The following is a 12,791-nucleotide window of genomic DNA, read 5'->3' as shown; positions in this document are numbered from 1 at the left end:
ATGGCGCCTTCATCCCTCCTTAGTTATGCCATCTGGGTGCCAATCGTTGGCGGTCTGCTGGTCCTGGTGGTAGGTGATCGCCGTGCCGAGGCCGCGCGCTGGCTGGCACTACTGGTGTCTCTCGCTGCCTTCGCTGTGACCATTCCACTTTTCACCGGGTTTGATACGCATACGGCGGCGATGCAGTTCAGCGAGCGGGTTGCCTGGATTCCCTCCTTGAACATCTTTTATCACCTGGGCGTCGACGGGATTTCCCTGTGGTTTATTCTGCTCACCAGTTTCCTTACGGTGCTGGTGGTCATTAGTTCCTGGCGAAATGTGAAAGAGCGGGTGGCACAATTCATGGCAGCCTTCCTGATCATGGAAGGTATGATGATTGGTGTCTTCTGCGCGCTGGATGCCGTTTTGTTTTATGTATTCTGGGAAGCCATGCTCATTCCCATGTTCCTGATTATCGGGGTCTGGGGTGGCCCGCGACGGGTCTACGCGACTATTAAATTTTTTCTGTATACCTTCCTGGGATCGGTGCTGATGCTGGTAGCGCTGCTCTATCTGTACTTCCACAGTGGTAATAGCTTCAGTTTGCTGGAGTTTCAGAAGACCCCTCTGGGGATGGGCGCGCAGGTTCTTATCTTCATGGCCTTTTTCCTTGCCTTCGCGGTGAAAGTCCCCATGTGGCCGGTGCACACCTGGTTGCCCGACGCCCATGTGGAGGCGCCGACAGGGGGGTCCGTCATTCTTGCAGCCGTGATGCTGAAAATGGGCGCTTACGGTTTCCTGCGCCTGAGCCTGCCCATTGTGCCCGACGCCAGTCATAAGCTGGCCTGGCTGATGATTCTGTTGTCCCTCATCGCGATTATTTATGTCGCGCTGGTGGCCATTGTGCAGGAAGACATGAAGAAGCTGATTGCTTATTCCTCCATTGCTCACATGGGTTTCGTGACTCTGGGCTTTTTTGTGTTCGATAGCGTGGCGATTCAGGGCAGTATCATTCAAATGTTGTCTCATGGTTTTATCAGTGCGGCCATGTTCCTTTGTGTCGGGGTGCTCTATGACCGGATGCATACCCGTAATATCAAAGCCTATGGTGGTGTGGCTAATGTCATGCCGATTTTTGCGGCGCTGATGATGTTATTTGCCATGGGTAATGTCGGTCTGCCGGGCACCTCTGGCTTTGTTGGCGAGTTTATGGTGGTGCTCGGAACCTATCAGGTGAACCCATGGGCTGCGATTCTGGCGGCCACGGGCTTAATTACCGGTGCCAGCTATACCCTCTGGCTCTTCAAGCGGGCGATTTTTGGCAGCGTTACCCATTCCGAAGTGGCCGGACTGAAAGACCTTGATGGTCGGGAAATGTTTGTACTGGGTACTTTGGCCGCTTTTACCTTGCTACTGGGGCTTTGGCCAGCGCCCTTCCTCAATATCGTGCACAGCTCGGTACAGCATCTGGTGACTCAGGTGTCTCTCTCCAAAATTCCGGCGTAAAGGACTTTGCCTATGAATTCATTCCTTATGCACTGGACTTTCGCCATACCGGAAATCTGGGTACTGACGATGGCCTGCGTCGTTTTGCTGACGGACTTGTTCTGGGGCGATCGTCTGCGTGATCTTGCAGCGGTGCTGACGGCGCTGACCCTGATTGGCGCCGTCGTGCTGACCATTTTTGAGATGGGGCAGAGCGGTACAGCCTTTGCCGGTCTCTTCGTTCTCGACCCCTTCACCAATGTTGCGGAATTGTTCAGCTATCTCGCTGTACTGATGGTGGTGCTCTATTCTAGGCGCTACCTCGTGGATCGCGGCATTTACCGGGGCGAAGTGTTCGTGTTGCTGCTCTTTGCCTTACTGGGCGTCATGGTGATGGTCTCGGGCGGCAGCCTGCTCAGCATTTATCTCGGGCTGGAACTGTTGGCGCTGAGCCAGTACGCCCTGGTCGCCTTCTATCGCGACAGTGTGGCGGCGTCAGAAGCCGGGTTGAAATATTTCGTCCTCGGCGCTCTGGCCTCTGGAATGCTGCTCTATGGTATGTCGCTTCTTTACGGCCTGACGGGAACCCTGGATGTGCGGAATATCGCCAGCGCGTTGGTGAAGGTGACTGGGGGTAACCTGGTACTGGTCTTCGCCATGGTGTTTATCGTCGCCGGTATTGCCTTCAAACTAGGCGCGGCACCTTTTCATATGTGGTTACCCGATGTCTATCAGGGCGCACCCACGGTGGTGACAACCTTCCTCGCCTCGGCACCAAAAATTGGTGCCTTCGCCCTGATCATTCGTTTGCTGGTAGACGGTGGCTACGGAATGCTGGAATCCTGGCAGCAGATTTTTGTCGCGCTGAGTCTGGTGTCTCTGGTGGTCGGTAATGTGATCGCTATTGCCCAGCAGAACATTAAGCGGATGCTGGCATATTCCACCGTCGGTCACGTCGGATTCCTGTCGCTGGGCATTGTGGCGGGCACTGAGGTTGGATTGGCGAGTGCATTTTTCTATACCGTGGTCTATGTGCTGATGTCCCTGGCCGGTTTTGGCATGATTATGCTGCTCAGCCGGGCGGGTTTTGAAGCGGAACGTATTGATGACTTCAAGGGCCTAGCGCAGCGCAAGCCCTGGTATGCCTTCCTGATGTTGATCATCATGTTTTCCATGGCCGGGGTACCGCCGACTGTGGGCTTTTATGCCAAGCTGGCGGTGTTTCAGGCGGTGATTGCCGCAGGGTATGTCTGGCTCGCGGTGATCGGCGTACTGCTCGCGGTGATCGGCGCATTTTATTATCTGCGCGTGGTCAAAGTGATGTACTTTGACCACGCAGATGCCGAGACGGGGGTTATTGTGCGTGATGACTTGGCCAGTACTGCATTAAGCATGAATAGTCTGGCGCTGTTGGTGCTCGGCATTCTGCCGGGGCCGCTGATGGCCTTTTGCTTCTACGCCATGCAGGGGGTGATCTGATGCGTATGCAAGACTGGGTGCTGGTCTATATTGCACTGGCTTTTATCGCGGCTAATCTGCCGTGGCTGGGTAACCGCCTATTTTTTTTCCGTGCCGTGGCTGGTGAGAAAGCACTGCAGTGGTATCTGCTTGAGTGGCTGGCAATGTATCTCATCGTTGGTATCATCGGTATGGGCATGGAGCGTGGTCTGGATGGGCAGAACCACGCTCAGGGTTGGGAGTTTTATGTGGTTGCCCTGTGCATGTTCGCCGTTTTTGCCATCCCGGGCTTTATCTGGCGCTTTAATGTACTGCCGATGTTGCGCAGATCTTGACGTATAGCCCGCTAGTCCGGTACATTTGCGGGCTGCAGGCGCGTAGCTCAGGGGGAGAGCGCTACCTTGACACGGTAGAGGTCGGCGGTTCGAAACCGCCCGCGCCTACCAAATCCCGCACCAGAGGGGCAATGCTCGCTGGTGCTTTTTCTTTGGAGGGGCTATGCCAGATATCCAGTTGCCGGATGGTAGTCGTCGTCAGTTCGCAGAGCCTGTGAGCGGGCTGGCGTTGGCGCGCACGATCGGCAGCGGGCTGGCTAAGGCTGCGGTAGCCATGCGGGTCAACGGCACCCTCAAAGACCTTTCGGCGGTGCTGGATCAGGACGCTGAAGTGGCGATTGTTACCCGCGACAGCGCAGATGGTCTGGAGGTGATCCGCCATTCGACGGCGCATTTGCTGGCACAGGCGGTGCAGTCTCTTTATCCGGAAGCCCAGGTCACCATTGGACCGGTCATTGATAACGGTTTCTACTATGACTTTGCCTTCCCGCGTGGTTTCACGCCAGAAGATCTGGAAACTATCGAAGAGCGGATGCGCGCGCTGGTCAAAGAAAATCTCCCGGTGCAGCGTGAATTACTCTCCCGTGAAGACGCCGTTGCCCTCTTTGAAAAGATGGGCGAAGACTATAAGGTTGAAATCATTCGTGCCATTCCAGAAGGCGAGTTGTTGAGTTTGTATCGCCAGGGGGATTTTGTGGACCTGTGTCGTGGTCCTCATGTGCCATCGACCGGTACTTTGGGAGCATTTAAGTTGCAACGGGTAGCGGGTGCCTACTGGCGCGGTGACTCTCGTAACCCCATGTTGCAGCGTATTTATGGTACAGCTTGGGCGCAGCAGAAAGACCTTGACGCCTATCTCCAGCAACTGGCGGAGGCCGAAAAACGGGATCACCGGCGCATCGGCACAGAGTTGGAGCTGTTCTCCATTCAGGAAGATGCCGGCGGTGGGTTGGTGTTCTGGCATCCCATGGGCGCACGAGTCCGTCGCATCATTGAGGATTTCTGGCGCGGTGCCCATGTCGACGCGGGTTACGATCTCCTCTATACGCCGCATATTGCCCACGAGCAGTTGTGGTATACCTCCGGGCACAAGGACTTTTACGCCGAATCCATGTTTGACCCGATGCAGGACGAGGGGCAGCCCTACCAGCTCAAGCCTATGAACTGCCCGTTCCATATCCTGATTTACAAGGACAAGCTGCATTCCTACCGGGATCTGCCGATTCGTTGGGCAGAATTGGGCACGGTATACCGCCATGAAATGTCGGGCGCCCTGCATGGCTTGATGCGGGTGCGTGGTTTCACCCAGGATGATGCGCACGTCTTTTGTCGGCCAGACCAGATAGAAGCAGAGATCGGTGCGGTGTTGGCGCTGGTCCGGAAAATTCTTGGCACCTTCGGTTTCAGCCAATATGAAATCAATCTGTCCACCCGTCCCGAGCACTCAGTGGGCAGTGACGAGATTTGGGAAGTCGCTACCCAGGCCTTGCGCAATGCCCTGGAGCGCGCCAGCCTGGACTATCAGGTGGACGCAGGTGGCGGTGCTTTCTATGGCCCTAAAATCGATCTGAAGATCCAGGACGCCATCGGCCGTAAGTGGCAGTGCAGTACCGTACAACTCGATTTTAATCTGCCAGAGCGCTTCGCCATGGAATATGTGGCGGAGGATGGCGCGCGTAAGGTGCCCATCATGGTGCATCGCGCCATCTTCGGCTCCATCGAGCGTTTCTTCGGTGTACTCATTGAGCATTATGAGGGCAAGTTCCCGGTCTGGCTCGCTCCTGTACAAGCTGTGGTGCTGCCCATTAGTGAGCATTATACAGAGTACGCGGAGTCGGTAAGTGACGTATTGGTGAAACGTGGCATCCGGGCAGAAACGGACTTGAGAAACGAGAAGATAGGTTATAAGATACGCGCCCATACTTTGCGTAGGGTGCCCTATCTGCTGGTGGTCGGGGAAAGGGAAAAAGAAGCGGGTACGGTGGCGGTGCGGGATCGAAATGGCCAGGATCTCGGCACCTTTACCATAGACGCTGTGGGAGCCGCTCTGCAGAAAATGGATCGGGAGCGGGTTAACACCCTGGAGTGGCAAGGCTAGCGAGGAGGATAAGGCGATCGCGACAGAGAAAGAAGTGAATATCAATCGGGAAATTACCGCAGCGCGGGTCCGGTTGATAGGCGTCGAGGGAGAACAGTTAGGTGTGCTATCCTTTATGGAAGCCATCGCTGCTGCAGAGGAAGCCGAACTGGATCTCGTCGAGATCGCTCCGCAAGCTGATCCTCCCGTATGCCGGATTATGGACTACGGAAAGTTTCGCTTTCAGGAAAGCAAACGCCAGCATGACGCAAAACGTCGGCAGAAACAGACACAGGTGAAGGAAATTAAATTCCGCCCCCGTACGGATGATGCCGACTACCAGATCAAGTTGCGCAATATTTTGCGTTTTATTGAAGATGGAGATCGTGCAAAAATCACCTTGCGTTTTCGCGGTCGTGAAATGTCGCATCCCGAATTGGGCATGGAAGTGCTTAACCGGGTTGAAAAGGATTTAACTGAAGTGGGTGTGGTTGAACAACGGCCCCGCATGGAAGGGCGACAAATGGTGATGATTGTCGCACCGCGGAAAAAATAGGAGACCATCGTGCCAAAAATGAAAACCAATCGTGGGGCGGCCAAGCGCTTTAAGCGTACCGGCTCCGGTAAATTTAAGCATCGTCAGGCTTTTTTGAACCACATTCTGACGAGTAAGACGACCAAGCGGAAGCGCCACCTGCGCCATACCTTGGTTACTTCGGGTAGCGATCAGGCCGCATTGCGGCGCATGCTTCCCTACGGTTGATGATAGAGGAGCAGTACCATGTCTAGAGTAAAACGTGGCGTAACCGCCCACGCCCGTCACAAGAAAGTTCTGGCCCGTGCGAAGGGCTTTCGTGGTCAGCGTAAGAGCAATTATCGCATCGCCCATCAGGCGGTGATGAAGGCGCTGACCTATGAGTATCGTGATCGCCGGACTAAGAAGCGCGATTTTCGCAGTTTGTGGATTGTGCGTATCAATGCAGCAGCGCGTTCTGAGGGCGTGACCTACAGCCGTTTCATGAATGGTCTGCTGCGCGCGGGTATCCAGCTCGACCGCAAGGTGCTGGCGGATATCGCCGTGCGTGACAAGGCGGCCTTCTCCCGTCTCGTCGAGGTAGTCAAAGGCCAGTTGGCAGCTTGACGGTGGCGAAGGCTATGGCGATGTCTTTGCAATCCATAGCCTCCGTCGCGGAGGCCGCCCGAGAGATCGCGGCGGCCTCCGACCTCAATGCCCTGGAACAGATCCGCCTGCAATGGCTCGGTAAGAAGGGTGTTCTTACCCAGGCCATGCAGCAACTTGGCCAGTTGTCGCCCGAAGCGCGGCGAGAAGCCGGGCAGTTGCTCAATGAGCGCAAGTCCGAAGTGCAGTTGCTTCTGCAGAAACGCAAAGCAGGGCTCGAAGCAGCGGTTATTCAGGCACGCCTACAGCAGGAACGGCTCGACGTGACGCTGCCGGGGCGGCGGGAAGCATGGGGCAGTGCGCATCCTGTTCGCCAGACTCTGGAGTGGATCGAACATTATTTTTCCGGGTTGGGTTTTGAAACCAGCGATGGTCCCGAAATAGAGGATGACTACCACAATTTTGCTGCGCTCAATATTCCGGAAGATCATCCGGCGCGGGCGATGCATGATACTTTTTATCTGGATGCGGCGTGTCTCTTGCGCACCCAAACCTCGACGGTTCAGATTCGGTTTCTAGAAACTCACCAGCCCCCCCTGCGTATGATCGCCACTGGTCGAGTGTACCGGCGCGACTCCGATGTTACCCACACGCCGATGTTTCACCAGGTCGAGGGCCTGTTGCTCGACGAACATGCCAGTTTCGCCGACTTGCGCGGTTTATTAGCGGATTTCCTCCAGGAGTTTTTCGCAAAGCCTGATCTCCCAGTACGCTTCCGTCCATCTTACTTCCCCTTCACGGAGCCTTCCGCTGAAATTGATATCGGCTGCGTAATTTGCAGTGGATCTGGCTGCCGGGTCTGCAAGCAGACCGGTTGGCTGGAGGTGCTGGGATGTGGCATGGTGCATCCGGCGGTGTTGGCGGGTGCCGGCGTCGATGGTGAGCGCTTCAGCGGCTTCGCCTTTGGGATGGGTGTTGAGCGCCTCACCATGCTGCGTTACGGAGTGAATGATCTGCGACTCTTTTTCGAGAACGATCTGCGCTTCCTCAAACAGTTTTCCTGAGGGTTTACCATGCGCGTCAGTATACAATGGCTTCGTGAATTATTAGACACTTCCTGGGATACGGAAGAAATTGCCCGACGCCTGACCATGGGCGGTATTGAGGTGGAGGCCGTTGAGGACGCCGCACCGCCTTTTCAAGGGGTGGTCGTTGCGTCCGTTCAGTCCATTGCACCCCATCCGGACGCCGGTAAACTGCGGGTGGCGCAGGTGGATGCGGGCGACGGGCAGCTACGCACTGTTGTCTGCGGGGCGGATAACCTGGCTGTAGGTCAGCGAGTACCTCTGGCTCTACCTGGCGCGCTGTTGCCCGATGGGCGTTCTATTGTTATCTCTGCGTTGCGTGGTATTTCTTCCGAGGGAATGCTTTGTGCAGCCGCGGAACTGGGGCTCGATGACGGCAGCAGCGGTTTGCTGGTCCTGGATGCGGATGCGCCGGTTGGAGCCAATCTGCGGTGTTACCTCGGTCTGGATGACCAGATACTGACCCTGGGGATTACCCCGAATCGCGGCGATGCATTGTCCGTAACCGGAGTGGCCAGAGAATTGTTCGCCCTCGGTGCGGAGGTTGTGTCCCGCCCAGTGAATGATGGCCCGACGCCGGCATGGAGGATGGTGGGTCTGGACAACGCGGTCCCTGATAATGGAGGCTTCGCTCCGCACATTGCTGCAAATGCGCAAAACGCCTGTCCTTCCTATACTGCCCTATGGATAGAGGGTGTTCCTGAACGGCTGCCGGACCATTTACGTGAGCGTCTGCGCCGTGCGGGGCAGCGCTGTATCCACCCGGTAGTGGATTTGCTGAATCTGCAAATGCTCGAAACGGGGCAGCCTCTGCATGCGTTTGACGCCGATACCCTGCAAGGCGGACTCAACGTGCGTTGGGCGCAGGCCGGGGAGATTCTCGATGCCCTGGATGGCCGGGATCTGCCGCTCAAGTCCGATATGTTGGTGATTGCCGACAGCGCCGGTCCGGTGGCTCTCGCAGGTATTATCGGTGGACGGCGTACCGCGGTAACGGCAGGGACGCGTTGTATTGTTCTGGAGTCTGCTTTCTTCCAGCCTAAGGCTATCCAGGGGCGTGCACGCCGCTTGGGCTTGCAGACGGATGCCGCCATGCGCTTCGAACGTGGCGTGGATTTCGCCTTGGGGCCGGTAGTGGCCAGCAGTACGCTGCAGTGTCTCGCGACGCTGGGTACGGCACAGTTGCGGACAGAGCGATCCTGCACCGTCCTGGGGCAGTTACCCGAGCATATGCCGATCCCCTTGCGTCGTGCCCGACTGGCACGCATCCTGGGCATGGATTACGAAGATACTGTGGTCGAGGCAGTCCTCACCCGTCTCGGGCTGAGTGTCAACAGGACACACGATGGTTGGCACGCGCGTTCTCCGAGTCACCGCTTTGATCTGCACATTGAGGCAGACCTGATTGAGGAAGTGGGCCGAATATACGGCTATGAGCGATTACCCGCTCATCGTCCGAAGGGCACATTGCAACCCTTGCCCATGGCGTGGGGACCGCAGTCAGCCACCTTGCGTGGTGTTTTGCAAGCACGTGATTATCATGAGGTGATCACCTACAGTTTTGTCTCCCGTCAGGCGCAAGATTTGTTCACGCCGGGTGCCGACGCACCCTCCCTGCTCAACCCCCTGTCCGCAGATTTGGCCGTCATGCGCGCCAGTCTCTGGCCGGGTTTGATGCAGGCGCTTCAGTTTAATGTGAAGCGGCAGCAGGAACGGGTACGGATTTTCGAACTAGGACGAGTGTTTTCTGCAAATGGGCAACGCCTTGTCTTGGGCGGATGTATTGTCGGGACAGCGGATCGGGAAAGTTGGGCGCAGCCGCAGCGTACGGCTGATTTCTACGACCTGAAAGGTGACGTGTGTGCTTTGCTCGCGCTTTGGCCGGATACGGAGTTTACTTTCCGATCGCTGGGCGATTACCCGGCTTTACATCCGGGGCAGGTCGCAGAAATCTGTGTGGAAGATCGGCGGGTAGGTATGTTGGGTGCGTTACATCCGACGCTTGCGGCGGAGTATGACCTGGACAAATCACCATTTTTCTTCTATTTGGATATGGAATGGTTGAGTGGCCTGACGAATGTCTCCAGGTTCACATCCTTGTCGCCATTTCCGGCGTTGCGGCGGGATATGGCCTTAGTCATTCCGCAGGACATTCTGGCGGGGACGGTGCTGAACGCCATGCGGGTAGCAGCATCGGGTATTGTGCAGCAGATCACGATTTTTGATCGCTATCAGGGACCTTCTCTGACAGTGGGAACGTACAGTCTGGCTTTTGCGCTGCTCTTGCAGGATGCTGAGCGGACGCTGACCGAGACAGACGTAGAAGTAGAAATGGACCGGTTGCTGGTTGCCGTGCGGCGACTCGGTTCCATCGAACTCAGGGCATAAGGAGAATAATATGGCGGTTACCAAAGCAGAAATCGTGGATATGCTGTTCGAGACTATGGGTCTTAATAAGCGGGAAGCCAAGGGCATTGTCGAAGCCCTTTTTGATGGTATTCGTGAAAATTTGGCGCAGGGCGAAGAGGTGAAGCTTTCGGGCTTTGGTAACTTCACGTTGCGCGACAAAAATCCGCGTCCCGGGCGCAACCCGAAGACGGGTGTGGAAATTACCATTACAGCGCGGCGCGTAGTGACTTTCCATCCGAGCCAAAAGCTCAAAGCCTACGTAAATGGTAGCGAACCAGACAACGGTTAAGGGAAAGGCGGGCAAAGACCTCGCGCCACTCCCGGAGATACCGGAAAAGCGGTATTTCTCCATTAGCGAGGCGGCCCTGCTCTGCGGGGTGAAGGCGCATGTGCTGCGCTACTGGGAGCAGGAGTTTCCTCCGCTGAGTCCACTGAAAAGAAAAGGTAATCGGCGTTATTATCAGCGTCGTGATCTGTTGCTGGCGAGACAGATTCGCGCCCTGCTGTACGGTGAAGGCTACACGATCCATGGCGCGCGTGAACGGTTGCAAGAACTGATGCGTGCCCCCCGCAGCGCGCCCCAGGAAGAAAATCGTGGGCAACTGAATCTGGAGATGACGGATCTCTCTGGCGGCGTTATAGAGGACCGCAAACGCTGGCAATACTTGCGCGGGGAGTTATTGGCATTATTGGATTTGTGCGGTCACAGGCATTGACCTGGGCGGCGTTTTGGCAGTACATTACGGCTTCTCGCGGGGCGTAGCGCAGCCTGGTAGCGCACCTGAATGGGGTTCAGGTGGTCGGAGGTTCAAATCCTCTCGCCCCGACCAATTAATCCAAGAATTACCCACCCTTCTTCAATTCGCCAACAATATACGTTGTCCATATTGTGATGTTGGCAGGTCTTTCGTCAGTGCAAAGACACTCTTGCAAAATATGACGTCACGTTTACTGTAAGTCTTGTCATCATCAATGCAAGGCCGGTCATTTCCTGATATCCCAGAGTCTGCTGATACCAGACTTGGATGCGGGGGTGTATGGGCCGCTTCTTCAGTAGCCCCTGGCCGGCAACGGAGGAGGCGAGACTGGTCAGGATGTGCTTCTGATCCATCTTTTCTGCCACCGCTAACAGTCGCTCCATGACGCCGGTACGGGAAGTGGTGCGGTCTGCGTGTCCTTCGTGAAAACGCGCCAACGCGGTACAATCACTGCGAACGATCTGGAAAGGGTGATCCATGAATCCATCTAAAGAACACTTGATCATTTTCGACACCACTTTGCGCGATGGCGAACAGTCGCCGGGCGCGGCCATGACGCGCGACGAAAAATTGCGCATCGCCAAGGCCCTGGAGCGCCTGCGCGTGGACGTCATCGAGGCAGGATTTCCCGCGGCCAGCAACGGCGATTTTGCGGCGGTGCAGGCTATCGCCGCAGCGGTGAAGGACAGCCGTATCTGCGCCCTGGCCCGCGCTCGGGACGAGGATATCCGCCGTGCCGGGGAGGCCATTGCCGGAGCAGCGGCGGGGCGCATCCACACCTTCATCGCCACCAGCCCGGTACATATGCAGGCCAAATTGCGCATGTCCCCTGACGAGGTGCTGGAGCGAGCGGTCGCTGCGGTGAAGCTCGCTCGGCGATATTGCGATGATGTGGAGTTCTCGCCGGAGGATGCCGGGCGTTCCGAGGAGGATTTTCTCTGCCGAGTCATTGAGGCGGTGATCGACGCCGGGGCGCGTACCATCAATATTCCGGATACGGTGGGCTACAACCTCCCTGATCGTTTCGGGCAGCTCATCGCCAATCTGCGCGCGCGTATACCGAACGCCGGTCAGGCGGTCTTTTCCGTCCATTGTCACAACGATCTTGGGTTGGCGGTGGCCAACTCCTTGTCGGCGGTACAGCATGGGGCGCGGCAAGTAGAATGCACCATCAACGGGCTGGGCGAGCGGGCTGGTAATGCCGCCCTGGAGGAGATCGTCATGGCGGTGCGTACCCGCGCTGATATTTTCCCCTGTGATACCCATATCGATGCCACCCGGATTGTGTCCACCAGCAAGCTGGTGTCCACTATCACCGGTTTCCCGATTCAACCCAACAAGGCCATCGTTGGGGCCAATGCCTTTGCCCACGAGTCGGGTATCCATCAGGACGGTGTGCTCAAGCACCGGGAGACCTACGAGATCATGCGCGCCGAGGACGTGGGCTGGGCGGCAAACCGCATGACCTTGGGCAAGCTCTCGGGCCGGGCGGCGGTGCGGGCGCGCCTGGAGGCCCTGGGTATTCAATTGGACAAGGATGCCCTCGACATGGTTTTCACACATTTCAAGGCGCTGGCCGACCGCAAGGCGGAAATCTTCGATGAGGACTTGCAGGCCCTCGTTAATGAGGACCTCCAGGAGGAGCAGGCGGAACGCTATCGCTTGGGTTACCTGCGTGTTTGTTCGGAGATGGGCACCCGCCCGGAGGCGACGGTGGAGGTCATGGTGGAAGGTGTGGCTAAGACCGCCATGGCCGTGGGTGGAGGGCCGGTGGATGCGGCCTTCAAGGCCATCGAAGCGGTGACGGAGAGCGGTACGCAATTATTGCTGTATTCGGTCAATGCCATCACGACTGGCACCGACGCCCAAGGGGAAGTCACGGTGCGTCTGCAGCAGGATGGCCGCATCGTGAATGGTCAGGGGGCGGATACGGACATTGTCATCGCCAGCGCCAAGGCCTATCTCTCGGCCTTGAACCGTTTGCAAAACCCTCAGGGGAGGCGGCATCCGCAGATCTAGGGCGTCGGGCCCCTCTTCCGCAATCTCCTGAGGGCGTTCTCGATGCCCGGAGGAAACAATGTGAGA

Annotated in this window: 13 protein-coding genes and 2 tRNA genes; 14 read left to right on the top strand and 1 reads right to left on the bottom strand. The window is 56.8% G+C overall.

Going from position 1 to position 12,791, the window contains the following annotated elements:
* The 13 genes from M0P56_RS05165 to M0P56_RS05105 all read left to right on the top strand — a co-directional run bounded on the left by M0P56_RS05165 (position 1) and on the right by M0P56_RS05105 (position 10,778).
* Positions 1 to 1,485: an NADH-quinone oxidoreductase subunit M gene (locus M0P56_RS05165; RefSeq protein WP_291508976.1), complete on the top strand. Its 1,485-nt coding sequence runs from the start codon at positions 1 to 3 to the stop codon at positions 1,483 to 1,485.
* Between the two features lie 12 nt (positions 1,486 to 1,497).
* Positions 1,498 to 2,943: an NADH-quinone oxidoreductase subunit NuoN gene (nuoN, locus tag M0P56_RS05160; protein ID WP_291508975.1), complete on the top strand. Its 1,446-nt coding sequence runs from the start codon at positions 1,498 to 1,500 to the stop codon at positions 2,941 to 2,943.
* Entirely contained in the window at positions 2,943 to 3,257 is a 315-nt protein-coding gene (locus tag M0P56_RS05155; protein ID WP_291508974.1) for a DUF2818 family protein, read from the top strand. The genes nuoN and M0P56_RS05155 overlap by 1 nt, the downstream gene beginning before the upstream one ends.
* A 36-nt stretch (positions 3,258 to 3,293) precedes the next feature.
* Positions 3,294 to 3,368: transfer RNA gene (locus tag M0P56_RS05150), tRNA-Val, on the top strand.
* Between the two features lie 52 nt (positions 3,369 to 3,420).
* Positions 3,421 to 5,355 (top strand): threonine--tRNA ligase, encoded by a 1,935-nt coding sequence (gene thrS / locus M0P56_RS05145; protein ID WP_291508973.1) that lies wholly within the window; start codon positions 3,421 to 3,423, stop codon positions 5,353 to 5,355.
* A 34-nt stretch (positions 5,356 to 5,389) separates the two neighbouring features.
* Positions 5,390 to 5,890: a translation initiation factor IF-3 gene (infC, locus tag M0P56_RS05140; RefSeq protein WP_291508972.1), complete on the top strand. Its 501-nt coding sequence runs from the start codon at positions 5,390 to 5,392 to the stop codon at positions 5,888 to 5,890.
* Between the two features lie 9 nt (positions 5,891 to 5,899).
* Entirely contained in the window at positions 5,900 to 6,097 is a 198-nt protein-coding gene (gene rpmI / locus M0P56_RS05135) for a 50S ribosomal protein L35 (protein ID WP_064219264.1), read from the top strand.
* 18 nt (positions 6,098 to 6,115) lie between these two features.
* Positions 6,116 to 6,475 carry a 50S ribosomal protein L20 gene (gene rplT, locus M0P56_RS05130; RefSeq protein WP_012537291.1) on the top strand — a complete coding sequence of 120 codons (360 nt, stop codon included), beginning with the start codon at positions 6,116 to 6,118 and terminating at the stop codon, positions 6,473 to 6,475.
* Positions 6,476 to 6,495: 20 nt separating this feature from the next.
* Positions 6,496 to 7,518, top strand: a complete 1,023-nt coding sequence (gene pheS / locus M0P56_RS05125) for a phenylalanine--tRNA ligase subunit alpha (RefSeq protein WP_291508971.1) — start codon at positions 6,496 to 6,498, stop codon at positions 7,516 to 7,518.
* A 9-nt stretch (positions 7,519 to 7,527) separates the two neighbouring features.
* Entirely contained in the window at positions 7,528 to 9,927 is a 2,400-nt protein-coding gene (pheT, locus tag M0P56_RS05120; RefSeq protein WP_291508970.1) for a phenylalanine--tRNA ligase subunit beta, read from the top strand.
* Between the two features lie 10 nt (positions 9,928 to 9,937).
* Positions 9,938 to 10,237 carry an integration host factor subunit alpha gene (locus M0P56_RS05115; protein ID WP_291508969.1) on the top strand — a complete coding sequence of 100 codons (300 nt, stop codon included), beginning with the start codon at positions 9,938 to 9,940 and terminating at the stop codon, positions 10,235 to 10,237.
* Positions 10,212 to 10,664, top strand: a complete 453-nt coding sequence (locus tag M0P56_RS05110; RefSeq protein WP_291508968.1) for a MerR family transcriptional regulator — start codon at positions 10,212 to 10,214, stop codon at positions 10,662 to 10,664. The genes M0P56_RS05115 and M0P56_RS05110 overlap by 26 nt, the downstream gene beginning before the upstream one ends.
* 37 nt (positions 10,665 to 10,701) lie before the next feature.
* Positions 10,702 to 10,778 (top strand) — tRNA-Pro (locus M0P56_RS05105).
* Between the two features lie 80 nt (positions 10,779 to 10,858).
* Here the strand turns inward: M0P56_RS05105 and M0P56_RS05100 are convergent.
* Entirely contained in the window at positions 10,859 to 11,185 is a 327-nt protein-coding gene (locus M0P56_RS05100; protein ID WP_291508967.1) for a hypothetical protein, read from the bottom strand.
* Between M0P56_RS05100 and M0P56_RS05095 the strand changes: the two genes are divergently transcribed.
* Positions 11,184 to 12,725 (top strand): 2-isopropylmalate synthase, encoded by a 1,542-nt coding sequence (locus M0P56_RS05095; protein ID WP_291508966.1) that lies wholly within the window; start codon positions 11,184 to 11,186, stop codon positions 12,723 to 12,725. The two genes, M0P56_RS05100 and M0P56_RS05095, sit on opposite strands and share 2 nt — an antisense overlap.
* Positions 12,726 to 12,791: the final 66 nt, after the last annotated feature.

Source organism: Acidithiobacillus sp. (assembly GCF_023229925.1).
GTDB lineage: Bacteria > Pseudomonadota > Gammaproteobacteria > Acidithiobacillales > Acidithiobacillaceae > Acidithiobacillus.
Note: the sequence above shows the minus strand (reverse complement) of the source record. Positions and strands in the feature narration are given on the sequence as shown.

Coding starts and splice junctions, on each gene's coding strand:
- M0P56_RS05165 (WP_291508976.1), top strand. CDS start 1: ATGGCGCCTTCATCCCTCCTTAGTTATGCCATCTGGGTGCCAATCGTT.
- nuoN (WP_291508975.1), top strand. CDS start 1,498: ATGAATTCATTCCTTATGCACTGGACTTTCGCCATACCGGAAATCTGG.
- M0P56_RS05155 (WP_291508974.1), top strand. CDS start 2,943: ATGCGTATGCAAGACTGGGTGCTGGTCTATATTGCACTGGCTTTTATC.
- thrS (WP_291508973.1), top strand. CDS start 3,421: ATGCCAGATATCCAGTTGCCGGATGGTAGTCGTCGTCAGTTCGCAGAG.
- rplT (WP_012537291.1), top strand. CDS start 6,116: ATGTCTAGAGTAAAACGTGGCGTAACCGCCCACGCCCGTCACAAGAAA.
- pheS (WP_291508971.1), top strand. CDS start 6,496: ATGTCTTTGCAATCCATAGCCTCCGTCGCGGAGGCCGCCCGAGAGATC.
- pheT (WP_291508970.1), top strand. CDS start 7,528: ATGCGCGTCAGTATACAATGGCTTCGTGAATTATTAGACACTTCCTGG.
- M0P56_RS05115 (WP_291508969.1), top strand. CDS start 9,938: ATGGCGGTTACCAAAGCAGAAATCGTGGATATGCTGTTCGAGACTATG.
- M0P56_RS05110 (WP_291508968.1), top strand. CDS start 10,212: ATGGTAGCGAACCAGACAACGGTTAAGGGAAAGGCGGGCAAAGACCTC.
- M0P56_RS05095 (WP_291508966.1), top strand. CDS start 11,184: ATGAATCCATCTAAAGAACACTTGATCATTTTCGACACCACTTTGCGC.
- M0P56_RS05100 (WP_291508967.1), bottom strand. CDS start 11,185: ATGGATCACCCTTTCCAGATCGTTCGCAGTGATTGTACCGCGTTGGCG.